Annotated in this window: 25 protein-coding genes; 14 read left to right on the plus strand and 11 right to left on the minus strand. The window is 59.5% G+C overall.

Going from position 1 to position 24,453, the window contains the following annotated elements:
• Nucleotides 1–47: 47 nt before the first annotated feature.
• From ACZZ0G_RS19020 to ACZZ0G_RS19040, 5 genes are read right to left on the minus strand one after another with little or no spacing between them, the layout of a single operon-like run.
• Nucleotides 48–1,082 (minus strand): AbrB family transcriptional regulator, encoded by a 1,035-nt coding sequence (locus ACZZ0G_RS19020; protein ID WP_463557150.1) that lies wholly within the window; start codon nucleotides 1,080–1,082, stop codon nucleotides 48–50.
• Nucleotides 1,075–2,589 (minus strand): tripartite tricarboxylate transporter permease, encoded by a 1,515-nt coding sequence (locus ACZZ0G_RS19025; protein WP_123594781.1) that lies wholly within the window; start codon nucleotides 2,587–2,589, stop codon nucleotides 1,075–1,077. Before ACZZ0G_RS19025 ends, ACZZ0G_RS19020 begins: the two co-directional genes overlap by 8 nt.
• A 1-nt stretch (nucleotide 2,590) precedes the next feature.
• A complete protein-coding gene (locus ACZZ0G_RS19030) occupies nucleotides 2,591–3,055 on the minus strand; it encodes a tripartite tricarboxylate transporter TctB family protein (protein ID WP_158953977.1) in 465 nt (154 codons plus the stop codon).
• Between the two features lie 57 nt (nucleotides 3,056–3,112).
• Nucleotides 3,113–4,090, minus strand: coding sequence for a Bug family tripartite tricarboxylate transporter substrate binding protein (locus ACZZ0G_RS19035; RefSeq protein WP_322846223.1), 978 nt, complete (start codon nucleotides 4,088–4,090; stop codon nucleotides 3,113–3,115).
• 53 nt (nucleotides 4,091–4,143) lie between these two features.
• Nucleotides 4,144–5,436, minus strand: coding sequence for an OprD family porin (locus ACZZ0G_RS19040; RefSeq protein WP_463557151.1), 1,293 nt, complete (start codon nucleotides 5,434–5,436; stop codon nucleotides 4,144–4,146).
• Between the two features lie 236 nt (nucleotides 5,437–5,672).
• Here ACZZ0G_RS19040 and ACZZ0G_RS19045 point away from each other — a divergent pair, with 236 nt between their 5' ends.
• The gene (locus tag ACZZ0G_RS19045; protein ID WP_007898613.1) at nucleotides 5,673–6,344 is read left to right on the plus strand and encodes a response regulator; all 672 of its coding nucleotides are present in this window, start codon (nucleotides 5,673–5,675) and stop codon (nucleotides 6,342–6,344) included.
• The gene (locus ACZZ0G_RS19050; RefSeq protein WP_016984705.1) at nucleotides 6,337–7,722 is read left to right on the plus strand and encodes a sensor histidine kinase; all 1,386 of its coding nucleotides are present in this window, start codon (nucleotides 6,337–6,339) and stop codon (nucleotides 7,720–7,722) included. The genes ACZZ0G_RS19045 and ACZZ0G_RS19050 overlap by 8 nt, the downstream gene beginning before the upstream one ends.
• Before the next feature lie 106 nt (nucleotides 7,723–7,828).
• Here ACZZ0G_RS19050 and ACZZ0G_RS19055 read toward each other — a convergent pair whose 3' ends face one another.
• Together ACZZ0G_RS19055 and ygfZ are read right to left on the minus strand one after the other, a co-directional pair.
• Nucleotides 7,829–8,650, minus strand: coding sequence for an HDOD domain-containing protein (locus ACZZ0G_RS19055; protein ID WP_397481519.1), 822 nt, complete (start codon nucleotides 8,648–8,650; stop codon nucleotides 7,829–7,831).
• A gap of 35 nt (nucleotides 8,651–8,685) precedes the next feature.
• Nucleotides 8,686–9,627: a CAF17-like 4Fe-4S cluster assembly/insertion protein YgfZ gene (gene ygfZ, locus ACZZ0G_RS19060; protein WP_463557152.1), complete on the minus strand. Its 942-nt coding sequence runs from the start codon at nucleotides 9,625–9,627 to the stop codon at nucleotides 8,686–8,688.
• A 150-nt stretch (nucleotides 9,628–9,777) separates the two neighbouring features.
• Between ygfZ and ACZZ0G_RS19065 the strand changes: the two genes are divergently transcribed.
• The gene (locus ACZZ0G_RS19065) at nucleotides 9,778–10,032 is read left to right on the plus strand and encodes an FAD assembly factor SdhE (protein WP_007911418.1); all 255 of its coding nucleotides are present in this window, start codon (nucleotides 9,778–9,780) and stop codon (nucleotides 10,030–10,032) included.
• Entirely contained in the window at nucleotides 10,016–10,468 is a 453-nt protein-coding gene (locus ACZZ0G_RS19070; RefSeq protein ID WP_463557153.1) for a protein YgfX, read from the plus strand. The genes ACZZ0G_RS19065 and ACZZ0G_RS19070 overlap by 17 nt, the downstream gene beginning before the upstream one ends.
• On the opposite strand, the gene nadB is transcribed toward ACZZ0G_RS19070, so the two are convergent.
• Nucleotides 10,437–12,053: an L-aspartate oxidase gene (gene nadB / locus ACZZ0G_RS19075; RefSeq protein ID WP_463557154.1), complete on the minus strand. Its 1,617-nt coding sequence runs from the start codon at nucleotides 12,051–12,053 to the stop codon at nucleotides 10,437–10,439. The two genes, ACZZ0G_RS19070 and nadB, sit on opposite strands and share 32 nt — an antisense overlap.
• A 558-nt stretch (nucleotides 12,054–12,611) precedes the next feature.
• Between nadB and rpoE the strand changes: the two genes are divergently transcribed.
• From rpoE to ACZZ0G_RS19095, 4 genes are all read left to right on the plus strand, one after another.
• Nucleotides 12,612–13,193, plus strand: a complete 582-nt coding sequence (gene rpoE / locus ACZZ0G_RS19080) for an RNA polymerase sigma factor RpoE (RefSeq protein WP_003172477.1) — start codon at nucleotides 12,612–12,614, stop codon at nucleotides 13,191–13,193.
• Nucleotides 13,194–13,223: 30 nt separating this feature from the next.
• Nucleotides 13,224–13,811 (plus strand): sigma-E factor negative regulatory protein, encoded by a 588-nt coding sequence (locus tag ACZZ0G_RS19085; RefSeq protein ID WP_007911408.1) that lies wholly within the window; start codon nucleotides 13,224–13,226, stop codon nucleotides 13,809–13,811.
• Between the two features lie 8 nt (nucleotides 13,812–13,819).
• Nucleotides 13,820–14,785: a MucB/RseB C-terminal domain-containing protein gene (locus ACZZ0G_RS19090; RefSeq protein WP_463557155.1), complete on the plus strand. Its 966-nt coding sequence runs from the start codon at nucleotides 13,820–13,822 to the stop codon at nucleotides 14,783–14,785.
• Nucleotides 14,786–14,994: 209 nt separating this feature from the next.
• Nucleotides 14,995–16,428 carry a DegQ family serine endoprotease gene (locus ACZZ0G_RS19095; RefSeq protein ID WP_463557156.1) on the plus strand — a complete coding sequence of 478 codons (1,434 nt, stop codon included), beginning with the start codon at nucleotides 14,995–14,997 and terminating at the stop codon, nucleotides 16,426–16,428.
• A gap of 83 nt (nucleotides 16,429–16,511) precedes the next feature.
• On the opposite strand, the gene ACZZ0G_RS19100 is transcribed toward ACZZ0G_RS19095, so the two are convergent.
• Nucleotides 16,512–17,945, minus strand: coding sequence for a M48 family metalloprotease (locus ACZZ0G_RS19100; protein ID WP_463557157.1), 1,434 nt, complete (start codon nucleotides 17,943–17,945; stop codon nucleotides 16,512–16,514).
• A 98-nt stretch (nucleotides 17,946–18,043) separates the two neighbouring features.
• On the opposite strand from ACZZ0G_RS19100, the gene ACZZ0G_RS19105 reads away from it, so the two are divergent.
• Both ACZZ0G_RS19105 and ACZZ0G_RS19110 read left to right on the plus strand, forming a co-directional pair.
• The gene (locus tag ACZZ0G_RS19105; protein ID WP_038358357.1) at nucleotides 18,044–18,283 is read left to right on the plus strand and encodes a sulfurtransferase TusA family protein; all 240 of its coding nucleotides are present in this window, start codon (nucleotides 18,044–18,046) and stop codon (nucleotides 18,281–18,283) included.
• Nucleotides 18,284–18,315: 32 nt separating this feature from the next.
• Complete coding sequence (locus ACZZ0G_RS19110; RefSeq protein ID WP_463397330.1) at nucleotides 18,316–19,386, plus strand: AI-2E family transporter; 1,071 nt, start codon at nucleotides 18,316–18,318, stop codon at nucleotides 19,384–19,386.
• A 137-nt stretch (nucleotides 19,387–19,523) separates the two neighbouring features.
• Here ACZZ0G_RS19110 and ACZZ0G_RS19115 read toward each other — a convergent pair whose 3' ends face one another.
• Both ACZZ0G_RS19115 and ACZZ0G_RS19120 read right to left on the minus strand, forming a co-directional pair.
• On the minus strand, nucleotides 19,524–19,997 hold the full coding sequence (locus ACZZ0G_RS19115) for a peroxiredoxin (RefSeq protein WP_463557158.1): 474 nt from the start codon (nucleotides 19,995–19,997) through the stop codon (nucleotides 19,524–19,526).
• A 10-nt stretch (nucleotides 19,998–20,007) separates the two neighbouring features.
• Nucleotides 20,008–20,568 carry a glycine cleavage system transcriptional repressor gene (locus tag ACZZ0G_RS19120; protein ID WP_463557159.1) on the minus strand — a complete coding sequence of 187 codons (561 nt, stop codon included), beginning with the start codon at nucleotides 20,566–20,568 and terminating at the stop codon, nucleotides 20,008–20,010.
• Between the two features lie 328 nt (nucleotides 20,569–20,896).
• On the opposite strand from ACZZ0G_RS19120, the gene dapA reads away from it, so the two are divergent.
• The 4 genes from dapA to purC are packed head-to-tail and all read left to right on the plus strand — an operon-like array spanning nucleotide 20,897 to nucleotide 24,418.
• Nucleotides 20,897–21,775 carry a 4-hydroxy-tetrahydrodipicolinate synthase gene (gene dapA / locus ACZZ0G_RS19125; RefSeq protein ID WP_122608855.1) on the plus strand — a complete coding sequence of 293 codons (879 nt, stop codon included), beginning with the start codon at nucleotides 20,897–20,899 and terminating at the stop codon, nucleotides 21,773–21,775.
• 17 nt (nucleotides 21,776–21,792) lie between these two features.
• On the plus strand, nucleotides 21,793–22,908 hold the full coding sequence (bamC, locus tag ACZZ0G_RS19130) for an outer membrane protein assembly factor BamC (protein ID WP_038358367.1): 1,116 nt from the start codon (nucleotides 21,793–21,795) through the stop codon (nucleotides 22,906–22,908).
• 6 nt (nucleotides 22,909–22,914) lie between these two features.
• The gene (locus ACZZ0G_RS19135) at nucleotides 22,915–23,676 is read left to right on the plus strand and encodes an MBL fold metallo-hydrolase (protein ID WP_463557160.1); all 762 of its coding nucleotides are present in this window, start codon (nucleotides 22,915–22,917) and stop codon (nucleotides 23,674–23,676) included.
• Between the two features lie 28 nt (nucleotides 23,677–23,704).
• Nucleotides 23,705–24,418 (plus strand): phosphoribosylaminoimidazolesuccinocarboxamide synthase, encoded by a 714-nt coding sequence (gene purC, locus ACZZ0G_RS19140; RefSeq protein WP_007911389.1) that lies wholly within the window; start codon nucleotides 23,705–23,707, stop codon nucleotides 24,416–24,418.
• The last annotated feature ends 35 nt before the right edge of the window (nucleotides 24,419–24,453 follow it).

A 24,453-nucleotide genomic window follows, 5' to 3' on the forward strand; every position in this document is an offset into this window, starting at 1 on the left:
CCGGGCTGCATTCCCACGCAGAGCGTGGGAACGATCAGCTTCCAGACTTACTCGGGATTACGGTTCCAGTACTTGAACAACGGCTCCGCCAGAAACAGCACAAACAACAAACGCATCACCTGCATCGCCGTCACCAGCGGCACCGACAATTGCAGCGTCTCCGCCGTCAGACTCATCTCGGCAATCCCGCCGGGCATCATGCCCAGCGTCAGCGAACGCAGATCCAGATGGGTCAAAGCACTCAACCCTAACGCCGCCAGTGTCGCGATCAACATGGTCAACGCCGTGCCGATCAACGTCCGCCCCATGAATGAAGGCGCGCGGCGGAAGAACTGGCGGTTGAAGTGACAGCCCAAACCGCTGCCAATCAACCACTGACCAATCTGACTGCCGCCATTGGGCAAGCCAATGTGCAGATCCCAACCAATGCTCACCGCCGCACTCACCAGCAACGGCCCGAACAACCACGGATTGGGTTGGCGCAAACGCTGCCAGAGCCACGCGAGCAAACCGCCCGCCGGAAACAGAATCGCCAGCCAGCGCCAATCGACGCTGCCAGCGTGAGCAATCGGATTTCCGTCACCGAGCAAATACTTGAACGCCGCTGGCACGCACAACACCACCACCAGCACCCGCAAACTTTGCCCCGCCGCGACGTGGCTGAGCATCGCGCCATTGCGTGCGCCAAGATTGACCATTTCCCCGGAACCACCGGGCATGCTCGAGAAAAACGCCGTGGCGCGATCCTCACCGGTACGGCGCATCAACCACACGCCGACCACCGCCGACAGGCTGGTGACCAGCGCACCGAAGAAGATCAAGCCGAAATGACTGAGCACCTGCTCCATCACCACCGGGGTGAAGTGCAGGCCGATACCGATGCCGACAATCCACTGGCCGCACTTGCGGCCGCCAGGGATTTCCGTGAGTTGCCACGGGGTCAGGCAGCGCACGAGGATGATCGCCAGCAACGAGCCGACCATCCACGGCAGAGGCCAGCCGATCTGACTGGCGAGGTAACCGCCCAGCAGACCGACCAGCGGGGTGCCCCACCAGGATTTCAGTGAGGACCGATCAAACATCGGCAATGGCGCGTTGCGCGGCCGAACGTTTACGCCAGATGCGGATGATCGGCATCAACAACATGATCGCTGTCAGCACCCAGACACCGAAAGTGATCGGGCTCGACCAGAGGATTTCCAGTGCACCGTTGGAGATCGACAGGGCGCGACGCAGGTTCTGCTCCATCAGACCGCCGAGGATGAAGCCCAACAGCAGCGGCGACAACGGGAAGTCCAGCTTGCGCAGGATGTAACCGAAGATGCCGATGCCGATCATCAGGAACAGGTCGAATGTGGTGGCGTGCACCGCGTAAACGCCGATCCCGGTAATGATCGCGATCACCGGCACCAGCGCCCAGTTCGGCACGGCAAGGATGCGGGTGAAGATGCGGATCATCGGGATGTTGAGGATCACCAGCATGACGTTGGCGATGAACAACGAGGCGATCAGTCCCCAGACGATGTCCGGTTGTTGCTGGAACAGCAGCGGACCCGGGGTGATGTTGTACAGCGACAGCGCGCCGATCATCACCGCGGTGGTGCCCGAACCCGGTACGCCAAGGGTCAGCATCGGCACCAGTGCGCCGCAGGCTGCGCCGCCGATGGCGGTTTCCGGTGCGGCGAGACCACGGGGATCACCTTCACCGAACTTACCGCTGGCCCCGGCGATGCGCTTCTCGGTCATGTAGGCCACGGCGCTGGCGAGGGTCGCGCCGGCACCCGGCAACACGCCCATGATGAAGCCCAGCACGCCGCAACGGACGTTGACCACGAACACCGACGCCGCTTCCTTGAAGTTGAACATCATGCGACCGGTGGCTTTCACCGCTTCCTGGCCGTGGTGGGTTTTTTCCAGCAGCAGCAGGATTTCGCTGATGGAGAACAGGCCCAGCACCAGCACGACGAACTGGATGCCGTCGGTCAGGTGAATATTGTCGCCAGTGAAGCGATAAACACCGCTGTTGGCGTCGATGCCGACGGTCGACAGGAACAGACCGATCAACGCCGCGATGAAGGTTTTCAACGGTCGATCTCCGGCCATGCCGCCGAGACAGACAATCGCAAACACCATCAACACGAAGTATTCCGCCGGGCCGAAAGCAATCGCCCATTTGGCCAGCAGCGGAGCAAACAAGACCATGCCGCAGGTGGCGATAAACGCGCCAATAAACGAACTCCACGCCGACAACGACAGCGCGACACCGGCCAGGCCTTTGCGGGCCATCGGGTAGCCGTCGAGGGTGGTCATCACGGTGGACGCTTCGCCCGGGATGTTCAGCAGAATCGAACTGATCCGACCGCCGTATTCGCAGCCCAGATATACCGCTGCCAGCAGGATCAGCGCCGACTCCGGCGGCAGGCCAAGGGCGAATGCGATCGGGATCAGCAGCGCCACGCCGTTGATCGGGCCCAGGCCCGGCAGCAGGCCGACGACGGTGCCGATCAGCGTGCCGCACAGCGCGGTCACCAGGTTGTACGGGCTCAGCGCAACGCCGAAACCCTGACCCAAATAGCCAAGAGTATCCATATCAGTTCTCCAGAACGCTGAGCAGGCCGAGAGGCAGCGGAACGTCCATCACGCGGTCGAACAACAGGTAAAGACCGATGGCCATCAGGCTGATGATCACCACGCTCGGCAACCAGCGGCCACCATAGAGGCGAGCCATCGGTACGCCGGTGAGGATGCTGGCGACGATGAAACCAAGGGGTTCGAAGGTGCCGGCGAACACCAGCAACAGCACCACGCAGATGCCGATCTTGGTCAGGGTTTCGCGATCCAGTGGCGGCTCGTCATCACTGTGTTTGATCGCTGCCGGGCGGAACACCATGTACAGCAGTGCCGCGCCCATCAGGGCAAGCATCAATAGAGGAAAGGCGCGCGGGCCGACCGGTTCGTAGGAAAAAGCCGCTTGGTACGGCCACGCCATCAGTGCCAGGCCGACGCAGACCAGCAGCAACACCGAGGCAAAAATGCGTTGTAGAAGTGTGGACATGACAAACTCCTGGGCCATGCCCCTGACGAGGGACATGGCCGTGGGATGCAGGGACGGTTACTGGATCAGGCCGAACTCTTTGGCCAGCACTTTGTAGTCCGCGACCTGCTTCTTCACGTAGGTGTCGAGTTCCGGGCCGGTCATGGCGAACGGGAACAGTTCACGCTGATCGCGCAGCTTGGCGAACTCCGGCGAGGCCAGCAGTTTGTCGAACGAGTCTTTCCACCAGGCGTAATCTTCGTCGCTGACTTTTGGCCCCAGGTAGAAGCCGCGCACCACCGGCCAGACGATGTCGTAGCCTTGCTCGCGAGCGGTCGGGATGTCTTTCATTTCCGGCTCGTCGAGACGCTTGTCGGCGAATACTGCGAGCAGACGCATGTCACCGCTCTGGATGTGCGGCATGGAGTCGGAGATGTCAGTACTGCCGACCTGGATGTGGCCACCGAGCAGGGCGGTCGCGATTTCGCCGCCACCTTCGAGAGCGACGTAACGCAGGTCGCGCGGGTTGATCCCGGCAGCCTTGGCGATCAGGGCGGTTTGCATCCAGTCCTGGCTGCCGACGGTGCCGCCGGAACCGATCACCACCGAACTCGGATCTTTCTTCAAGGCCTGAACGAGATCGTCGAGGGTCTTGTAGGGCGAATCGCTTTTCACCGCGATGGCGCCGTAACTGGTGCCGACCGCAGCCAGCCAACGCACGTTGGTTTCATCGAAACGACCGAACTTGCCTTGAGCCAGGTTCAGCAACGAACCGCTCGACCACGCCACCAGCGTGCCGGCATCGGCAGGGCGCTGAGCGACCACGGCGTTGTACGCCACTGCGCCGACACCGCCGGGCATGTAGGTGACGCGCATCGGTTTGGTCAGCAGTTTTTCGTTGACCAGTGCGCTCTGCACCAGTTTGCAGGTCAGGTCGAAACCACCGCCCGGCGATGCCGGGGCGATACATTCCGGACGTTTCGGTTCAGCCATCAGTTGGCCGGCAAACAGGACGCAGCTGGCGGCCAGTGCAACTTTACGCAGTGACAGGTTCATTCGATTCTCCACGGGCATTGTTGTTATTCGACGTGTTTTTCACTTACGGGCATTTACCAAAGCGCGACGCTGTAGCTCACCAGCAAACGCACTTCGTCTGCATCGCGAGCCGAGTAGTTGGAACGGTAAGTGGCATTACGCAAACGCACGGCGACATCCTTCAAGGCGCCGCTTTGTACTACATATTTGATCTCGGTGTTGCGCTCCCACTCTTTGCCTTCCTCGCCGTTCTTGAGCTTGATGTTGTCACCGCTCAAGTAGCGGCTCATGAAGGTCAGGCCGGGGATGCCGAGTTTGGCGAAGTCAAAGTCGTAGCGTGCCTGCCAGGAGCGCTCTTCAGCGCCGGCGAAGTCGTTGATCTGCACGAAGTTGACCAGATACGGGTCGCTGCCATCGACATACGGGAAGGCGCTGTCGCCAGACATGTGCTGATAACCGGCGCTGAACTTGTGGCCGCTCAGCGCGTAGCTGACCAGACCGTTTAGCGAGCGGTTGTCGATCTCGCCACCGCGGGCGGCACCTTGGTCATCACTGACGGCGAAACGCAGGTCAGTGGCAAACGTGCCGGGACCCATCGGCCGCGAAGCAACGAGACCGAAGAAGTGCTGGTTGTAGACTTCGTCGAGTTGGGCGAAGTGGTAACTGCCAGTGATCTTGTCGGTGAACTTGTAGTCCACACCGCCAAAGTCGAAGTGCTTGCCGGCAGCAGTGCCAGCAAAACGGCTGTTTTTGTTGTTGAGGGCAATGTCCTCGAAATCAGTACTGTCGCGGTCCTTGGCTTTCTCCAGTCGACCACCGGTGAAGGTCAGGTTCTTGATCTCTTTGGAGGTCAGCAAACCACCTTCAAAGGTCTGCGGCAGGATGCGCCCGTCGTTCGGTTTGAGGATCGGCAGTTCAGGAATCAGGCTGCCGATTTTAAGTTCGGTGGCGGAGATTTTCACTTTGCCGGTCAGGCCGACTTTCGAGTATTCGTCTGCCGCGCGCCCATCATCGTGGGTCGGCAGCAGACCGGTGCCGGTGCGGTCGGGGCTCGAATCGAGTTTGACGCCGAGCATGCCTAAAGCATCGACACCGAACCCCACGGTGCCATCGGTGTAGCCCGATTGCAGATTGAGCATGAAGCCCTGGGCCCATTCGTCACGCTTGGATTGCTGAGCGCTGGTGCCGTCGCGAAAGTCGCGGTTGAAATACATGTTGCGGGTTTCGAAGGTGGCGCTGCTGTCTTCAATGAAGTCGGCAAAACTCAATGGCGAAAAACCGGCGAGCGCGGCGGCACTGGCGAGGGCGGTGTGGCTGAAACGGGAAGGGCGAACAGGCGTGGACGCCTGAGGCTGCATGGACGGCATGCGGGTGTACTCCGTTTATTGTTCTTATTGGTCGAAAACGCTTCGTGGCGTTTTTCGTAGCGCTGTGTGGCAGCAGCGACGGCAGTCGGGACTGTCCGTGGGTCGACTCTAACCGGCTAACCTTTCACTAACCTTTCAGCTGACTTTCACGGTTTTCGGGCTTCACAGCGGCGGTTGCGGCTGTAAACTCCGCGGCAAAGCGTGGCGTCGGCCATCCCTGAACGAGGTAAAAATCCATGCGTGTCCTGCTCGTCGAAGACCATCTGCAACTGGCCGAAAGTGTCGCTCAGGCGCTCAAGAGCACCGGTCTGACCGTGGATGTGTTGCACGATGGTGTGGCCGCCGACCTGGCATTGAGCAGCGAGGAATACGCCGTGGCGATCCTCGATGTAGGCCTGCCGCGCATGGACGGTTTCGAGGTGCTGGCGCGTTTGCGCGCACGCGGAAAAAATCTGCCGGTGCTGATGCTGACCGCGCGCAGTGATGTGAAAGATCGCGTCCATGGCCTCAATCTCGGTGCCGACGATTACCTCGCCAAACCCTTCGAACTGACGGAATTGGAAGCGCGGGTCAAAGCCTTGCTGCGACGCAGTGTGCTCGGCGGCGAACGCCAGCAGCGTTGTGGCGTGCTGGCCTATGACCTCGACACCCGACGCTTCACCCTCGGCGAAGAATTACTGACGCTGACCTCACGCGAACAAGCCGTGCTCGAAGCGCTGATCGCTCGTCCGGGGCGGGTGATGAGCAAGGAGCAACTGGCCGCGCAGGTATTCGGTCTTGATGAAGAAGCCAGCCCCGATGCCATCGAAATCTACGTGCACCGTTTGCGCAAGAAACTCGACGGTCAACCGGTGGCGATCGTGACCTTCCGCGGCCTCGGCTATTTGCTGGAAAGCCGCGATGCATAAGCCCAGCAGCCTGCGCTGGCGCTTGCTGTGGAACCTCGCGTTGCTGTTGGTGGTATTGATGCTCGCCAGTGGTTTGAGTGCCTACTGGAATGGTCGCGAAGCCGCCGACACGGCGTACGACCGCACCTTGTTGGCCTCGGCGCGGACCATCGCGGCAGGACTGTCGCAACGTGACGGCACACTGAGTGCCGATGTGCCTTACGTGGCACTCGACACTTTTGCTTATGACAGCGCCGGGCGGATTTACTATCAGGTCAATGACATCCATCAGAAGCTGATTTCCGGCTATGAAAACCTACCCGGCCCGCCGCCGGGTACGCCGCGTACGGACAGCTATCCTGCATTGGCGCGTTTCTACAACGCTACCTACAAAGGGCAAAACGTGCGCGTGGTCAGCCTGCTCAAGGCCGTGACCGAGCCGAACATGAACGGCATGGCGGAAATCCGCGTCGCTGAAACCGACGAAGCGCGGGTGAGCATGGCGCGCAGTCTGGCGGCCGATACCTTGCTGCGATTGGGAATGCTGGCGATCGGCGCTTTGTTGCTGGTCTGGTTCGCGGTCAGTGCGGCATTGCGTCCATTGGAGCGCTTGCGCACGGCGGTAGAAGAGCGTCAGCCCGACGACTTGCGCCCGCTGCCATTGGTTGAAGTGCAGCATGAACTGTGGCCGTTGGTGCGTGGGCTCAACCATTTTACCGAGCGTCTGCGCGGGCAGTTTGAACGCCAGGCGCAGTTCATCGCCGATGCGGCCCATGAGTTACGTACGCCTTTGGCGGCACTCAAGGCGCGGCTTGAACTGGGCCTGCGTTCGAACGAACCCGAGACGTGGCGCACGACATTGGAATCCTCGGCGCAAAGCACTGATCGCCTGACCCATCTGGCCAATCAGTTGCTGTCGCTGGCGCGTGTCGAAAATGGTGCGCGGGCGATTGCCGAGGGCGGTGCGCAATTACTGGATCTGAGCCAGTTGGCCCGGGAACTGGGCATGGCCATGGCGCCGCTGGCGCACAAACGCGGCGTGGCGCTGGCACTGGAGGCCGACGAGCCGGTGTGGTTGCGCGGTGAACCGACGTTGCTCAATGAGTTGCTGAGCAATCTGGTGGACAACGCTTTGGCGCACACGCCACCGGGTGGCAATGTAATTTTGCGCGTGACGGCGCCGGCGGTGCTGGAGGTTGAAGATGACGGGCCGGGGATTCCGCTGGAAGAGCGCGATCGGGTGTTCGAGCGGTTCTACCGGCGTAATCAGCAGGTGGCGGGTTCGGGGCTTGGGTTGGCGATTGTCGGCGAGATCTGCCGGGCGCATCTGGCGCAGATCAGTCTGCATGATGGAGAGCAGGCGGGGTTGAAGGTGCGGGTCAGTTTTATCGCCGGATGATTTCGGCGCCTTTGCTGGCTCCTTCGCGAGCAAGCTCGCTCCCACAGGGGAATGCATTCCAATGTGGGAGCGAGCTTGCTCGCGAAGGGCGCGTCTCGGTGCTGGATCAGTAAAACATCGTCCGCGACTCTTCCAGATCCGCGCACAGTTCCTTGTTTTCCTGATCGATTCCCAGCTTCCTGAACGCCGGAACTGTCATTGGATCAATCCGCGCAAATGGATGATCAGTGTCCTTGTGGCAATACAGGCTCGCCACCTGCACCAGATCGACGTAATCGATGGTCGTCGAGTCGCGCTTGAAGTCCTGATAGCGCCCCGGCAACTCCACCAACCGTTCCGGAAACTCCCAGACGCGCAACAACTTGTCGCCCAGTAGCGGATGAATGTGATCAATCACATGGTTGAGGCTGACCGGATCCGACAGCAGTTCGTAGTGATCCTCGGCGTAAGTCAGAATCGGTAGCACGCCGATCTGATGCACCAGACCACCGAGCGCTGCCTGATCGGGTTTGAGCTGCGTGTAGCGGCGACACAGCGCATAACTGACCCCGGCGATTTCCAGGCTCTTGCGCCAGACTTCGCGCATTTTCTGTTCGACCACTTCGGAGCGGGCGTGGAAAATCTGCTCCATCACCAGACCGATCGCCAGGTTGCTGCTGTAGTTGATGCCCAGTCGAGTGATCGCCGTGTGCAGATCGGTGACTTCCTGGGCGGCGCGCAGCAGCGGGCTGTTGACCACTTTGATCAGGCGCGCCGACAGCGCCGTGTCCCGGCCGATTACTTTGCTCAGGTCGCTGACGCTGATTTCCGGGTCTTCAGCAGCCTTGCGAATCTGCAAGGCCACTTCCGGCAACGTGGGCAGAACCAGGTCATCGTTGTCGATGGCCTCAACCAAATCCTGTTGGACTTTTTCCGCCAGTTCGCTCATTTAAACTCTCTAGGGTGTTGCAACAAATGCTGCGATCAGCGCTGGATTTCGCGGTCGCGATCCAGTTCGTAAGGCAGGTCGAGCAGATGCAGCGCGGGACCTTCGAGGGTGCCCAGATGCAGATCACCGGCTTCGGCAGCTTCGGCCTGCAGCACCGCCAGGAGTTCAATGTTTTGCCCGGCCTTGGCAGCCAGCACCACTTCGCCGATGGAGCTGTTGTGGCTTGGTGCAAACAGTTGTGTGCCAGGCTCCGGCAACTCGGCAGCGTCCAGGCTCAGGCGATACAGACGACGCTTGAGTTTGCCCAGGTACTGCATGCGCGCGACGATTTCCTGGCCGGTGTAGCAGCCTTTCTTGAAACTCACGCCGCCAACGGCTTGCAGGTTGAGCATCTGCGGAATGAACAGCTCGCGGGTGCTCGGCATGACCTGGCCGATACCGGCGCGTATCTGGCCCAGCAGCCATTGATTCAGCTCGGCTTCAGGCAGGGCGGCGGACAATTCCGCTTTGATCGCATCAGCCTGATCGGCCGGTGCCCAGAGTTCGGCGCGATCCGGCGAGACGCGAATCGCGATCAGGCCTTCGTGACGCACGACGCTGTCGGTTTCGGCCGGCAGGTCCAGGCCGAGGCTGGTCAGGGCGTTATCGCCACGCTCCAGGCCGAAACGTGCCCAGGCGGCACTTTCGTCGGTCAGCTTTGATTTGGAGAACACCGCGTACTTTTTCAGATCCGCCAGTTGCGGCTCCAGCAGCTCGCTGGCCATCGCCAGGACCACGCCGTCACCTTCGAGCAGAATGCGGAAGCTCGACTGCATCCGGCCTTTCTGCGTGCAACGGGCGCCGAGGCTGGCGCGGTTGTCGCTCAGGTAATTGAGGTTGCAGGTCAACTGGCCTTGCAGGAATTTTCCGGCATCCGCGCCGCGAACCGCGAGAACGCCTTCATGAGACAGGGTGCAGAAAAAAGCAGAATCGGCCATGGGTCTTCGCAGGGTAAATAGACTGGGGCACATCATAAGGGCGCGTTGTTGAAATGGGTAGTTGATAAAGGATCGGTGGTCCCCGACCAAAGCCGACTGTGCGACCTGTCTCGGGGCTGTATACTTGCCGCCAAATTTGAGGAGGGCTCCATGGTCGAACAAGTTGAACTGAATCGCCTCTTTTGGCACAGCCGTCGCGGCATGCTTGAGCTTGACGTGTTGCTGGTGCCGTTCGTGCAGGAGGTTTACGCCACGTTGAATCAGGTGGATCGCGATCTGTATGTGCGTCTGCTGACGTGCGAGGATCAGGACATGTTCGGCTGGTTCATGGAGCGCAGCGAGTCTGAAGATCCGGAATTGCAGCGCATGGTTCGCATGATCCTGGACCGTGTCCAGCCCAAGTAACACGTTCGAATGCCGCTGGCATGCCTCACGGCAGTTGCTGGCGGCGTATCTGTTGGCCCAGGCGTTCGCACTGGGTGCTTTGTTTCTTCTATCTATTCCACTCTGGGCCAGTCTGCTCGGTGCTTTTGCTTGTCTGCTGCATGGCGTTTGGGTGTTGCCGAGGCAGATTCTGCTGAGTCATCCACGAGCATTCTGCGGATTGCGCCGTGATGCCGATGGCTGGCAATTGTGGAATCAGGCGGATGGCTGGCAAGCCGTACAGTTGCGGCCGGACAGCCTGGCGCTGCCGATGATCGTGGTGTTGCGCTTTCGTTTGCGCGGGGAGTGGCGGGTCAGATCGATCTGCGTGCCGCGAGATTCGCAGGTCGCCGATGTGCATCGACGCCTGCGAGTACGGCTCAAGTTCAGCCGGCGTAGGTGGGCGGCACCAGAATAGTGTCGAGTGCCTCGGGCAGCATGTCGGGATAGTCGAGGGTGTAATGCAGGCCGCGACTTTCCTTGCGCTCCATGGCTGAGCAGATCATCAGCTCGGCGACTTGCGCCAGGTTACGTAATTCGATCAGATCGCGGCTGACCTTATAGTTGCTGTAAAACTCGTCGATCTCGTCCAGCAGCAGGCGCACGCGATGCTGCGCCCGTTGCAGGCGTTTGTTGGTGCGCACGATGCCAACGTAGTCCCACATGAACCGCCGCAGTTCATCCCAGTTGTGCGCGATAATCACGTCCTCGTCCGAGTCGGTCACCTGGCTGGCGTCCCAGACGGGCAGGGCGTTTGGCGCGGCGACATGGTCCAGTTGCGCGAGAATGTCCGCTGCGGCCGAGCGGGCATAGACGAAACATTCCAGCAGCGAGTTGCTGGCCATGCGGTTGGCGCCATGCAGGCCGGTGAAGCTGGTTTCGCCGATGGCATACAGGCCTGGCACATCGGTGCGGCCGTTCTGATCGACCATCACGCCACCGCAGGTGTAATGCGCGGCCGGCACGACCGGGATCGGCTGTTTGGTGATGTCGATGCCGAAACCCAGGCAACGCTCATAAACAGTCGGGAAGTGACTTTTGATAAACGCTTCGGGTTTGTGGCTGATGTCGAGATATACGCAGTCAACGCCCAAACGCTTCATTTCATGGTCGATGGCCCGGGCGACGATGTCGCGCGGTGCCAACTCGGCGCGCTGGTCGAAGCGGGACATGAAGCGTTCGCCATTGGGCAGCTTCAAATGCGCGCCTTCGCCGCGCAGGGCTTCGGTGATCAGAAAACTCTTGGCCTGTGGGTGATACAGGCAGGTCGGGTGGAACTGGTTGAATTCAAGGTTTGCCACGCGGCAGCCCGAACGCCAGGCCATGGCGATGCCATCACCGCAGGCGCCATCGGGGTTGCTGGTATAGAGGTAGACCTTGGCTGCGCCGCCCGAGGCCAGAATCACAAAGCGAGCGCCGTAGGTGTCGACTTCGCCGGTTTTGCGATTGAGTACATAGGCGCCGAGGCAGCGCTCGCCTTCCATGCCCAAGCGTCGTTCGGTGATCAGGTCGACGGCGACCCGCTGCTCCAGCAGCTCGATGTTCGAACGCTCTTTGGCCTGGGCCAGCAAGGTTTTGAAAATCGCCGCGCCGGTGGCATCGGCCGCGTGGATGATGCGGCGGTGGCTGTGGCCGCCTTCACGGGTCAGGTGGAATTCGAATCCGCCGTCCTCGGTGCCGGACTGATCGTCGCGGGTGAAGGGCACGCCTTGGTCGATCAGCCATTGAATGGCTTCGCGGCTGTGCTCGACGGTGAAGCGCACGGCGTCTTCGTGGCACAGACCACCGCCGGCATTCAGGGTGTCATCGACGTGGGATTCGACAGTGTCGGTGTCATCCAGCACGGCAGCGACGCCACCCTGGGCCCAGAAGGTCGAACCGTTGGCGAGATCGCCCTTGCTCAATACAGCAATGCGCAAATGACCCGGCAGGGTCAGCGCGAGACTCAAACCGGCAGCACCGCTGCCTATGACCAGAACATCATGTTGGAATTGTTGGCTCATTACAGGATTCCGCTCAAAGCGACCCGGGTCGGGGGTGGCGCAAGACAGCTGGATCGGCGAGTCAAGACAGCCACACAGCCCACTAGTATATAGAGGGGGGGAGCGGCACAATAGCCGGGCCGATATGGCATTGTGAAACTACTGTGAGCGAAAAAACCGTGTGCTTCGTCGGAAGTTTTTCTCACCCGTTTGGGGAAAAGACGACTGTATCGGTGCTGAAACAGACTTTTTCTGCACAGGGTTGCCCAATGTCAGGTGGTGAAGGCTATAAATAATTGGAACTTTTGCCAAAGGCCCAAGATCAATAGTCGGTGCCAGAGATAAGGGACAGTGTCGGCTTCAGTGCGGAATTCGCGTTTGGATTCCTGTCGGCGAAACCGATGACAAGATTATTCGCGCAGCCGGTTTATCCCGAGCTGCGTTTTTCGTGCGTGCCAAATCAGAGCCCGCAGGAAACTTGCCTGGAGGGGGAGAACTTTTGCGAAAAGCCCGAGTCTATGTTTGCAAGTCTGGTCGTTTAGTTATGCAAGTCTCCTTCGGGCTTATCGAGGAGTGTTCATGCTAACCCAGGAAGAGGATCAGCAGCTGGTCGAGCGCGTTCAACGCGGCGACAAGCGAGCTTTCGATCTGTTGGTGCTGAAGTATCAGCACAAGATTCTCGGGTTGATCGTGCGTTTTGTGCACGACACCCATGAAGCCCAGGACGTGGCTCAGGAAGCCTTTATCAAGGCGTATCGAGCACTTGGAAACTTTCGCGGCGACAGTGCGTTTTATACGTGGCTGTACCGTATTGCCATCAACACGGCAAAGAATTACCTGGTTTCACGCGGCCGTCGGCCACCGGATAGCGATGTAAGTTCCGAAGATGCAGAGTTCTACGATGGCGATCATGGCCTCAAGGATCTCGAGTCACCAGAACGTGCACTGCTGCGGGATGAGATCGAAGGCACCGTCCATCGAACCATTCAGCAACTGCCAGAGGATTTGCGTACGGCTTTAACTTTACGTGAATTCGATGGTCTGAGTTACGAGGACATTGCGAGCGTCATGCAGTGTCCGGTGGGTACCGTGCGCTCCCGGATTTTCCGCGCCCGGGAGGCCATCGATAAAGCCCTGCAGCCGTTGTTGCAGGAAAACTGAGACAGCGGCGACAGCCAAGAGAGGAACGCCATGAGTCGTGAAGCCCTGCAGGAATCGCTGTCCGCAGTGATGGATAACGAAGCGGACGAACTGGAATTGCGTCGAGTGCTCAATGCACTGGACGACGTAGAAACCCGTGAGACCTGGGCTCGTTACCAGATCGCTCGGGCAGCCATGCACAAGGATCTGCTGCTGCCACGTCTGGACATCGCTGCGGCAGTGTCTGCTGCACTGGAAGACGAAACGGCTCCGGCCAAAGTATCTCGCAGCCCATGGCGCAACCTCGGCCGTCTGGCTGTTGCAGCCTCGGTAACTGTTGCCGTTCTGGCCGGTGTTCGCCTGTACAACCAGGACGAAATTGCCGGTGTCGAACTGGCTCAGCAGTCCAATCAGCCAACCCTGGCGACCCCACAGGTCAAGGGGCCGGCTGTTCTGGCGGGCTACAGCGAGAGTTCGGAAGCCACTGGCCCGATGGCCAACGGCGTATTGCAAGGTCAACCAGGCTGGCATGATCAGCGTCTGCCAGGCTACCTGCGTCAGCACGCTCAACAGGCTGCACTGAAAGGTACTGAAAGCGCGTTGCCTTACGCACGTGCTGCAAGTCTGGAAAACCGTTAAGGAGGATCATGCGCGCCATACCTCTACTTTCGCTTCTGCTCAGTGGCTGGTTCATTGTTCCAGCCCACGCTGATGAGGCCCAGGACTGGTTGACCCGTCTGGGCCAGGCCGAGCAGCAGCAAAGCTTTCACGGCACATTCGTTTACGAGCGTAACGGTAGCTTTTCTACCCATAACATCTGGCATCGCGTCCAGAATGGCCAGGTCCGCGAGCGTTTACTCCAGCTCGACGGTTCGGCACAGGAAGTCGTGCGCATTGATGGGCATACTCAATGCGTCAGCGGCACCCTGATTGCCGGGCTGGGGGATTCTCCCAACTCAGCCGCTCGTCCTCTCGATCCGCAAAAGCTGAAAAACTGGTATGACCTTGCCGTCATCGGCAAATCGCGCGTGGCCGGGCGAGATGCAGTGATCGTATCGCTGACACCTCGCGACCAGCATCGTTACGGCTTCGAATTGCATCTGGACAAGAAAACGGGCTTGCCGCTGAAGTCGTTGCTTCTGAACGACAAGGGGCAGTTGCTCGAACGCTTCCAGTTCACCAGTCTCGATACTGACGAAGTTCCTTCGGACAAGGATTTGCAGGCTGATGCCGACTGTAAAGCGATTACGCTCGACAGCGACAAGGCCTCGGCCATCAAGACCGCACAGGTCTGGCATTCTGAATGGCTACCACCTGGTTTTGAATTGACCAGCAGCACCTCGCACAAGGATCCGGAAACCAAGACACAGGTCAACAGCCTGCTGTATGACGATGGTCTGGCGCGTTTTTCGGTTTTCCTTGAGCCATTAAACGGCGCAACCGTCACTGACACGCGGACTCAACTGGGCCCGACCGTTGCGGTTTCCCGCCGCCTGACCACGCCTGAAGGCGAAATGATGGTGACGGTGGTTGGCGAAATCCCGATTGGTACCGCCGAACGAATTGCTCTGTCGATGCGTAACACTGATGGCACTGCAACCAGCAAGCAGTGAGCTGATTTCAGTCATTACAACTTCTTCGTCGAGACGTAGATGAAATGTTTGCTGAGCATTTTCATTTGCAAATACCCCGAAAATTTTTTATAGGTCAGAGCCTCACGGCTCTGGCCTTGTTTGTTGTTCCCGGACAAAAATACCGGTCGGTGGTTTCCGGTGTTCCTTGCTCCATATCGCTTAACCCTGCTCGTCGTAACGGGAGCTGTATGTCGATACCAAGTTTGAAATCTTATCTCTCCATTTTCGCCACCGTGCTGTTGCTCGGTCAGGCGGTGCCTGCTGCGCAAGCGGCCGATTTGCCTGACTTCACCCAATTGGTCGAACAAGCTTCGCCAGCAGTAGTGAACATCAGTACCACGCAAAAACTGCCGGATCGCAAAGTGAACCAGCAGATGCCTGATCTGGAAGGCCTGCCGCCGATGCTGCGCGAGTTCTTCGAGCGTGGCATGCCGCCTCAGCAGCGTTCGCCGGGCGGTGGTGGTCGTCAGCGTGAAGCACAGTCGCTGGGTTCGGGCTTCATCATCTCTTCGGATGGCTACATCCTGACCAACAACCACGTGATTGCCGATGCCGACGAAATTCTCGTCCGCCTCGCCGACCGCAGTGAAATGAAAGCCAAGCTGATCGGCACCGACCCGCGCTCTGACGTGGCTTTGCTGAAAATCGAAGGCAAGGATCTGCCGGTGCTCAAGCTCGGTAAATCCCAAGACCTGAAAGCCGGCCAGTGGGTCGTGGCAATCGGTTCACCGTTCGGTTTTGACCACACGGTGACCCAAGGTATCGTCAGCGCCGTCGGCCGCAGCCTGCCGAACGAAAACTACGTGCCGTTCATTCAGACCGACGTGCCGATCAACCCGGGCAACTCCGGTGGTCCGCTGTTCAACCTGAACGGTGAAGTGGTCGGGATCAACTCGCAGATCTACACCCGCTCCGGCGGCTTCATGGGCGTGTCGTTCGCGATTCCTATCGACGTGGCGATGGACGTATCCAATCAGCTGAAGAGCGGTGGCAAGGTCAGTCGTGGCTGGCTGGGTGTGGTCATCCAGGAAGTGAACAAGGATCTCGCCGAGTCGTTCGGTCTGGATAAACCGGCCGGTGCGCTGGTTGCACAGATTCAGGATGACGGCCCTGCTGCGAAGGGCGGCCTGCAAGTGGGCGACGTGATCCTGAGCATGAACGGCCAGCCGATCGTCATGTCGGCTGACCTGCCGCATCTTGTCGGTGCACTGAAAGCTGGCGCCAAAGCCAATCTGGAAGTGATTCGTGAAGGCAAGCGCAAGAATGTCGAACTGACCGTTGGCGCGATCCCGGACGAAGACAAAGAGCTGGATGCGCTGCCTAAGTCCGGCGTTGAAACCACCAGCAACCGTCTCGGTGTTGCCGTGGGTGAATTGACTGCCGAGCAGAAGAAAACCTACGACCTCAAAGGTGGTGTGGTGATCAAGGAAGTGCAGGACGGTCCTGCAGCGTTGATCGGTCTGCAACCTGGCGACATCATCACGCACCTGAACAACCAGGCCATCGGCTCCAGCAAGGAGTTCGGTGAGATCGCCAAGGCGCTGCCGAAGAACCGTTCGGTGTCGATGCGCGTATTGCGTCAAGGTCGTGCCAGCTTCATCACCTTCAAACTGGCTGAATAATCCAGCGCTAAGGTAAAAAAACAAACCGCCTCGAAAGAGGCGGTTTTTTTATGCCTGAAGCTTTTGTCTGGATGGCTCGAGGGTTAGCCCATCATGTCCTTGATCATCCGCTCCTGCTCCATCAGCTCCCGCTGGCGGGCATCTATACGCGACGACAGCGGGAAGTTGCTGCCCGCCTTGCGCTTGGCAAAATCGAGCTGTTGGATCGCTTGGCGGTAATCGCCAACCAACGCGAAATACTCGGCACGGGCCTGATGCAGGCCAATGATGTTCCCCGACAATCCACGGGTTTCGGCGACCTGATACCAGACGTCCGGATCATCCGGGCGTGATTTGAGCAACGCTTCCAGCGCTTTCTCGGCATCAGATGCGCGATTCTGCTTGAGCAGCAAATCAACGCGCACCTGATTCAGCGGATAGTTGCCCGGATATTGCGCGAGCATCCGGTCAACCCGCGATTGCGCGTCCGGCAGGCGATTGTTGGTAATGTCCAGATCCACCTGCGCGAGGTTGTAGATGATTTCGTTTGGCGACGTTGCCAGCAATTGCTTGAGATTCTCGCGAGCCTCGTTCAGCTGGCCGCCCTTGATCTGAGCGATCGCCAGACCGTAACGCGCCACATCGTTTTTCGGGTTCTCGTCCAGTTGCGCACGGAAGCGCTTGGCGCCCAGGCCAGGGGTTTCTTCGTAGATCAACTGCACGCGAGCGCGGATCAACTGATAGCGCTTGGAATCTTCGATGCCGCCCGGTTTGGCCTGTTCGGCACGGTTGCGGGTATCGGCGATACGCGACTCGGTCACCGGGTGAGTCAGCAGGAATTCCGGGGGCTTGGCGTCGAAACGATATTGGCGCATCAGACGCTCGAACATGGTCGGCATCGAACGCGGGTCATACCCGGCCTTTTCCAGATTGAGGATGCCGATGCGGTCGGCTTCCTGTTCGTTCTGGCGGGAAAAGGTGCGTTGCGATTGAATCGCCGCTGCCTGCGAGCCGGCGATGGTCGCGATCCCGGCGTCACCGCCACCGGCCGCCGCGATGACGATGCCGGCCAGCAGCGCGGCCATCATCGGCACTTGCATGCGCTGCGAGGCTTCGACGCCGCGAGCGAAGTGGCGTTGCGACAAGTGAGCCAGTTCGTGCGCCAGTACCGAAGCGTATTCGCCCTCGGTCTGCGCATTGAGGAACAGGCCACCGTTGACCCCGACCACACCACCCGGCGCCGCGAAGGCGTTGAGCTGCGGGCTGTTGATCAGAATGAATTCAAGGCGCCGGTCAGTGACCTGACTGGTCTCCACCAACTTGTACACACTGGATTCAACGTAGTCTTTGAGCTGCGGATCGTTGAGCTGGGAAACCTGGCTACGCAACATGGCCAGCCAGGCGCGACCGAGCTGATATTCCTGTTGCGGCGAGACAATGGCAGAACTGGCGTCGCCGAGTGACGGCAGATCGTCGGCAAAGCCTGGTGAGGCGAGCAGGCAAGCGAGCGTCAGCAGGGTAGGGCGCAGAAAAGTCATGCACAAAGCCTTAGAAGACAAAGACCTTACTGTAGCCGGACACCGGAGCTGCGACCAGATATTCTAGGCAGCTCGACGACCCGAACCGGAGTGACGCAATGACCGACGCTGTAGCCCATGACGTGGAACTGGACGCCAGTGGCCTGAATTGTCCGTTGCCGTTGCTCAAGGCGAAAATGGAACTCAACAAACTCCAGAGTGGCGCCGTCCTCAAGGTGATCGCCACAGATGCCGGCTCGCAACGCGACTTTCGCACCTTTGCCAGATTGGCCGGTCATACGCTGCTGCGCGAAGAGGACGAAGCGGGCGTCTACCGTTACTGGTTGAAAAAAGCCTGAAACCGACAGCGTAAAAGACCTAAGGATTATTGATGTTCAAAGTGTTACGCGACTGGATTCAGCGCTATTTCTCCGATGAAGAAGCGGTGGTGCTGGCGGTGCTGCTGTTTCTCGCCTTCACGGCCGTGCTTACCCTCGGCGGCATGCTCGCGCCGGTGTTGGCAGGAATGGTGCTGGCGTATCTGATGCAGGGGCTGGTGGTCACGCTGGAACGCCTGCGCGTGCCGGGTGGTGTGGCGGTGGGCCTGGTGTTTGCGCTGTTCATGGGCGCGTTGATGCTGTTTATCGTCGTGGTGCTGCCGCTGCTTTGGCATCAGTTGATCACATTGTTCAATGAACTGCCGGGCATGCTCGCCAAGTGGCAATCGCTGCTGTTGCTGTTGCCGGAGCGTTACCCGCATCTGGTCTCTGACGAGCAAGTGTTGCAGGCGATTGAGGCGGCGCGTGGCGAGATCGGCAAGTTTGGCCAGTGGGCGCTGACTTTCTCGCTGTCGAGTCTGCCGCTGCTGGTAAACATCATGATCTATCTGGTGCTGGTACCGATCCTGGTGTTCTTCTTCCTCAAGGACCGGGCCATGATCGGCGAGTGGGTGCGTGGTTACTTGCCGCGTGAGCGCGCGCTGATCACCCGGGTCGCGCAGGAGATGAATCGGCAGATTGCCAACTATATCCGCGGCAAGGGCATTGAGATCGTGATTTGCGGCGGGGTGACGTACATCGCTTTCGTCGCGCTTGGTCTCAACTACGCGGCACTGCTGGCGTTGCTGGTCGGCGTCTCGGTGGTGGTGCCGTATGTCGGCGCGGTGGTGGTGACCGTGCCGGTGTTGTTGATTGCGCTGTTCCAGTGGGGCTGGAGCGATCAGTTCATCTATCTGATGGCGGTGTACGGGATCATTCAGACACTGGATGGCAACGTGCTGGTGCCCTTGCTGTTCTCGGAAGCGGTCAATCTGCATCCGGTGGCAATCATCTGCGCCGTACTGTTGTTTGGCGGGTTGTGGGGGTTCTGGGGCGTGTTCTTTGCGATTCCACTGGCTACGCTGTTCAAAGCTGTGCTGGATGCGTGGCCGCGCAAGGAGCCGGTGGTGGCGCCGCTGCTGTAGCGGTTGATCCAGATTTTGCAGGAAGGCTATTCGCGAGCAGGCTCGCTCCCACATTTGACCGAGTTGCCAACGCGAACACGGTTTAAAATGGGAGCGAGTCTGCTCGCGAAGGCGTCAGTGGGAACGACGCAAAACCATCATGCCTTGTTCAGATCCTGAGCAGCAGCCAGCACCGCATCCACATGCCCCGGCACCTTCACACCACGCCATTCCTGACGCAGCACACCGTCCTTATCAATCAGGAAAGTGCTGCGATCAACGCCCAGATATTCCTTGCCATACAGCTTCTTCAATTTGATCACGTCGAACAACTGGCAGACGGCTTCGTCCTTGTCGCTGATCAGCTCGAACGGAAACGCTTGCTTGCCCTTGAAGTTCTCGTGGGACTTCAGGCTGTCGCGCGAAATGCCGAAGACTTCCGTGTTGGCAGCCTTGAACGCTTCATGTTGATCACGAAAGCCCTGGCCTTGAGTCGTGCAGCCCGGGGTGCTGTCCTTTGGGTAGAAGTAGATCACCACTTGCTTGCCCTTCAGGGCAGACAGCTTGACGGTCTGCCCGCTGGTGGCAGGTGCTTCGAAATCGGCAACCGGTTGGTCGATGACAACGGCCATGAAAGCTTCCTTACATTGGGTTCTGTGGGCGCCAAGGCTCGATCAGTGCGTCCAGATTCATCGCATCGGAGAAGTCGAGGAACTGGTCGCGCAGCCAACTGATCTGGGTGCCGGCCGGCAGGGTCACGGTGAACGTGGCGTTGAGCATGGTGCCGCCGGTTTGCGGCGCCTGATACGTGTCGCAGGTCAGGTTTTCCAGTTCGACGTTGTGGTCCATGAAAAACTGGCACAGCTCATTGATGATGTCCGGGCGATACGCCGAACTCACATAGGCCACGTACGGCAGGGCCTGCGGACGATTTTCCAGCGGTGCGCTACGCACCACATTGACGGTGAAAGCGTGTTTCTTGGACAGGCCCGGCAGACTGCCTTCAAGGCGAGCGAGGGCGTCCCAGCTGCCGGAGATCTCAAGGATCAGCGCACTGCATTCGCCGTGGCGAGTCAGGCGCGAAGTAACCACGGCGCACCGATTTTCATGGCTGGCGCGGCACAGGACGTTAGTCAGCTCCATGGGGTTGGCGCCGAGGGCACTGATGACAAGGAATTGTTCGCGAACTGTGGGGGTGGACATGCAGCATTCCTAAAGCGATGAGCGGTCGGTAGGTTACGGACGTTTGCCGCCGGGAGTGCCTGTTATGGCTGTCCGTACAAAGAGACCCGCCAAGCGCTCGCGGCTCGCTCCACTGTAGCGGGAGCGCGTCGATGCGACGCAGGAACGGGGTCTGGGAGGCCGTAAAGGGAGGCTGGAACCCGGCGTACAAGCTGATCAGTACCGATCAAAGTCTGAAGGGTAGCGAAAAGCGGCGCCAAGGGGAATGGCGGCAGCGCAGTACTTCGCTTGTGCAAGCATCTTGGCGCCAGTACCATTACCGCTCTCTTTTTCCGGCAGGAGCGGTTTCATGATTGCGGGCAGTATGGTGGCACTGGTCACTCCCATGGATGCACAAGGGCGTCTTGACTGGGACAGCCTCAGCAAACTCGTGGACTTCCATCTCAAGAACGGCACCCATGCCATTGTCGCGGTCGGTACTACCGGCGAGTCGGCAACCCTTGATGTAGAAGAACACATCGCCGTCATCAAAGCCGTGGTCAAACAGGTTGCCGGGCGCATTCCGGTCATCGCCGGCACTGGCGCCAACTCGACCCGCGAAGCCGTCGAGCTGACCCGCAACGCCAAAGAAGCCGGCGCCGATGCCTGCCTGCTGGTCGTTCCGTACTACAACAAGCCGACTCAGGAAGGCCTGTACCAGCACTTCAAGCACATCGCTGAAGCGGTCGACATTCCGCAGATTCTCTACAACGTTCCTGGCCGCACGTCGTGCGACATGCAGGCCGAGACCGTGATTCGCCTGTCTACCGTGCCGAACATCATCGGTATCAAGGAAGCCACGGGCGACCTGAAGCGCGCCAAAGCGATCATCGATGGTGTGAGCAAGGATTTCATCGTGCTGTCCGGCGATGATCCGACTGCCGTCGAGCTGATCCTGCTGGGTGGCAAAGGCAACATCTCGGTGACCGCCAACGTCGCGCCGCGCGAAATGGCCGATCTGTGCGAGGCCGCGCTCAAGGGCGACGCCGACACCGCACGGGCAATCAACGAAAAACTGATGCCGCTGCACAAAGACCTGTTCATCGAAGCCAACCCGATTCCGGTGAAGTGGGCTTTGGTCGAAATGGGCCTGATGCATCAAGGCATCCGCCTGCCACTGACCTGGCTGAGCACACCTTGTCATGAAACGCTGCGCTCGGCCCTGCGCCAGTGCAGCGTCCTGGTTTAATTGAGGAAGTACAACGCATGAAGCGAATGGCCGGACTTTCCGCACTTGCCTTGATTATCTCCAGCACCAGTGGCTGCGGATGGGTCTGGGGCCCGGAAGGTTATTTCCGTGACCGTGGTAGCGATTACCTGGAAGCGCAACAGACTGCACCGATGCAACTGCCACCAGAGGTCAGCACCTCCAAGCGTCTGGATCCGCTGTTGCCGATCCCGCGCAACGTCGCTGATGACACCGCCAAGGGCGAATACATTGTTCCGCGTCCTCAGCCGCTGTCGGCCGTTGCCGATGCCAGCGATTACTCGCTGCAGAAGAGCGGTGATTCGCGTTGGGTCGTGGCTCAGCATCCACCGGCCGAAGTCTGGCCAGTGGCTGTGCAGTTCTTCCAGGACAACGGTTTCCGTCTGGATGAACAACGTCCGCAAACCGGCGAATTCACCACCACCTGGCAGCATTCCGACGAACTGTCCGCGTCCATGGCCAAGCGCCTGAGCGCAGCCGGCATTGCCAGCGACAGCGAAACCCGCGTGCGTGTGCGGATCGAGCCGGGCGTGCAGCGCAACACCAGCGAAATCTACGTGGTCAGCGCCGAACGTCCTGCCGGCAGCACTGCCGACGTGGCCTTCACCAATCGTTCGGTCAACACTGGCCTGGACGCAGCGCTGGTCGACGACATGCTCGCAAGCATGAGCCGAATCTCCGAGAAGGGCGGTTCGGTGTCGATGCTGGCCTCGCGTGATTTCGATACGCCGAGCCGTGTCAGCCTCAGCGAAGACGGCAGCGGCAACCCGGTGTTGAACGTCGGTACCGATCTGGACCGTGCCTGGTCGAGCGTTGGCCGTGCACTGGAACAAGGCGAATGGCGCGTTGAAGACATCAACCGCAGCCTCGGCCTGTACTACATCAACCTGGCCGAAAAAGCCGAGAAGAAAGATGACAAGCCTGGTTTCTTCAGCAGCCTGTTCGGCAGTGCGCCGAGTAAGGAAGAAGTTGAAGCCCGTGCCGAGCGTTATCAGGTTCGCCTGAGCAAGGTTGGCGAGAATATTCAGGTGACCGTCGAGAAAAACATCAACACCGTCGCGCCGGCTGAAGTGGCACGCAAAGTGTTGAGCGTGATTCAGGATAACCTGGGCTGATCAACAATGCGTTTTGCCGTTCTCGGCAGCGGTAGCCAAGGGAACGGCACGCTGATCGCCAGTGCTGATACGTACGTGCTGGTGGATTGTGGTTTTTCTCTGCGGGAAACCGAAAAACGCTTGTTGCGCCTGGGTGTGAGCCCGGCGCAACTGAGCGCGATACTTGTGACCCACGAACATGCCGACCACGTGCATGGCGTGGGTTTGCTGTCTCGGCGCTACAATCTACCGGTCTACCTCAGTCGCGGCACCCTGCGCGGGATGCGCAAACCGATTGAACCCGCAGGCTTTCTGGCTGGCGGCGAGCAACTGCAGATCGGTGCACTGAGCATCGGGGTCATTGCCGTGGCCCACGATGCGCAGGAGCCGACCCAGTATGTCTTCAGTGATCATGAGCAGCGGCGCTTCGGCCTGCTGACCGACCTGGGTTCCTACTGCGAGCGGGTGCTGGACAGTTATCGGGACCTCGATGCGTTGATGATCGAGTCCAACCATTGTCGCGACATGCTGGCCCGTGGTCATTACCCGTACTTTCTCAAGCAGCGGGTGGGCGGCGAGCTGGGACATTTGAACAACCATCAGGCGGCTTTCCTGGTGTCCGAGTTGGGCTGGCAGGGCTTGCAACACCTTGTCCTGGCTCATCTGAGCAGCAAGAACAACCTGCCGCAGCTGGCCCGGCAATGTTTTGTCGACACCCTCGGGTGCGACCCGGACTGGCTGCAACTGGCCGATCAAGATTCAGGGCTCGACTGGCGCCACATCGCCTAGCCCACCTACTTAGCAAGCGGAGCCCATCATGGAAAAACGTGAAGAACTCTACCGCGGCAAAGCCAAATCGGTTTACAAGACCGACGACGCTGACCGCTTGATCCTGCTGTTTCGCAACGACACTTCGGCGTTCGACGGCAAGCGCATCGAGCAGCTCGACCGCAAAGGCATGGTCAACAACAAGTTCAACGCCTTCATCATGCAGAAACTCGAAGCGGCCGGCGTACCGACCCAATTCGACAAACTGCTGGCCGACAACGAAGTGCTGGTGAAGAAACTCGACATGATCCCGGTCGAGTGCGTCGTGCGTAACTACGCCGCCGGCAGCCTGGTCAAGCGTCTGGGCGTCGAAGAGGGCCTGAAGCTCAACCCGTACACCTTCGAGCTGTTCCTCAAGGACGACGCCAAGGGCGACCCGTTCATCAACGAATCCCACGTCGTGGCATTCGGTTGGGGCACCGCCGAGCAACTGGTTCGCATGAAAGAACTGTCGCTCAAGGTCAACGAAGTACTGACCAAGCTGTTCGACGACGCCGGCTTGCTGCTGGTCGACTTCAAGCTTGAATTCGGCGTATTCAGCGACGGCTCGATCGTCCTGGGCGACGAGTTCAGCCCGGACGGCTGCCGTCTGTGGGACAAGGACACCAAGAAGAAGATGGACAAAGACCGCTTCCGCCAAGGCCTCGGTGACGTCATCGAAGCCTACGAAGAAGTCGCCAATCGTCTGGGCGTACCGCTTTAATCGACGCAAGCATCTGATAGCACGAAGAAATTTTC

Source organism: Pseudomonas sp. AC169 (genome assembly GCF_979258515.1).

Excerpts from the sequence above, each read along its gene's own strand:
- bamC (WP_038358367.1), top strand. The coding sequence starts at position 21,793 with ATGAAGCGAATGGCCGGACTTTCCGCACTTGCCTTGATTATCTCCAGC.
- ACZZ0G_RS19065 (WP_007911418.1), top strand. The coding sequence starts at position 9,778 with ATGGTCGAACAAGTTGAACTGAATCGCCTCTTTTGGCACAGCCGTCGC.
- ACZZ0G_RS19050 (WP_016984705.1), top strand. The coding sequence starts at position 6,337 with ATGCATAAGCCCAGCAGCCTGCGCTGGCGCTTGCTGTGGAACCTCGCG.
- nadB (WP_463557154.1), bottom strand. The coding sequence starts at position 12,053 with ATGAGCCAACAATTCCAACATGATGTTCTGGTCATAGGCAGCGGTGCT.
- ACZZ0G_RS19020 (WP_463557150.1), bottom strand. The coding sequence starts at position 1,082 with ATGTTTGATCGGTCCTCACTGAAATCCTGGTGGGGCACCCCGCTGGTC.
- ACZZ0G_RS19085 (WP_007911408.1), top strand. The coding sequence starts at position 13,224 with ATGAGTCGTGAAGCCCTGCAGGAATCGCTGTCCGCAGTGATGGATAAC.
- ACZZ0G_RS19100 (WP_463557157.1), bottom strand. The coding sequence starts at position 17,945 with ATGACTTTTCTGCGCCCTACCCTGCTGACGCTCGCTTGCCTGCTCGCC.
- ygfZ (WP_463557152.1), bottom strand. The coding sequence starts at position 9,627 with ATGGCCGATTCTGCTTTTTTCTGCACCCTGTCTCATGAAGGCGTTCTC.
- ACZZ0G_RS19095 (WP_463557156.1), top strand. The coding sequence starts at position 14,995 with ATGTCGATACCAAGTTTGAAATCTTATCTCTCCATTTTCGCCACCGTG.
- ACZZ0G_RS19055 (WP_397481519.1), bottom strand. The coding sequence starts at position 8,650 with ATGAGCGAACTGGCGGAAAAAGTCCAACAGGATTTGGTTGAGGCCATC.
- ACZZ0G_RS19025 (WP_123594781.1), bottom strand. The coding sequence starts at position 2,589 with ATGGATACTCTTGGCTATTTGGGTCAGGGTTTCGGCGTTGCGCTGAGC.
- ACZZ0G_RS19090 (WP_463557155.1), top strand. The coding sequence starts at position 13,820 with ATGCGCGCCATACCTCTACTTTCGCTTCTGCTCAGTGGCTGGTTCATT.
- ACZZ0G_RS19120 (WP_463557159.1), bottom strand. The coding sequence starts at position 20,568 with ATGTCCACCCCCACAGTTCGCGAACAATTCCTTGTCATCAGTGCCCTC.
- rpoE (WP_003172477.1), top strand. The coding sequence starts at position 12,612 with ATGCTAACCCAGGAAGAGGATCAGCAGCTGGTCGAGCGCGTTCAACGC.
- purC (WP_007911389.1), top strand. The coding sequence starts at position 23,705 with ATGGAAAAACGTGAAGAACTCTACCGCGGCAAAGCCAAATCGGTTTAC.
- ACZZ0G_RS19030 (WP_158953977.1), bottom strand. The coding sequence starts at position 3,055 with ATGTCCACACTTCTACAACGCATTTTTGCCTCGGTGTTGCTGCTGGTC.
- ACZZ0G_RS19115 (WP_463557158.1), bottom strand. The coding sequence starts at position 19,997 with ATGGCCGTTGTCATCGACCAACCGGTTGCCGATTTCGAAGCACCTGCC.
- ACZZ0G_RS19105 (WP_038358357.1), top strand. The coding sequence starts at position 18,044 with ATGACCGACGCTGTAGCCCATGACGTGGAACTGGACGCCAGTGGCCTG.
- ACZZ0G_RS19110 (WP_463397330.1), top strand. The coding sequence starts at position 18,316 with ATGTTCAAAGTGTTACGCGACTGGATTCAGCGCTATTTCTCCGATGAA.
- ACZZ0G_RS19135 (WP_463557160.1), top strand. The coding sequence starts at position 22,915 with ATGCGTTTTGCCGTTCTCGGCAGCGGTAGCCAAGGGAACGGCACGCTG.
- ACZZ0G_RS19035 (WP_322846223.1), bottom strand. The coding sequence starts at position 4,090 with ATGAACCTGTCACTGCGTAAAGTTGCACTGGCCGCCAGCTGCGTCCTG.
- dapA (WP_122608855.1), top strand. The coding sequence starts at position 20,897 with ATGATTGCGGGCAGTATGGTGGCACTGGTCACTCCCATGGATGCACAA.
- ACZZ0G_RS19040 (WP_463557151.1), bottom strand. The coding sequence starts at position 5,436 with ATGCCGTCCATGCAGCCTCAGGCGTCCACGCCTGTTCGCCCTTCCCGT.
- ACZZ0G_RS19045 (WP_007898613.1), top strand. The coding sequence starts at position 5,673 with ATGCGTGTCCTGCTCGTCGAAGACCATCTGCAACTGGCCGAAAGTGTC.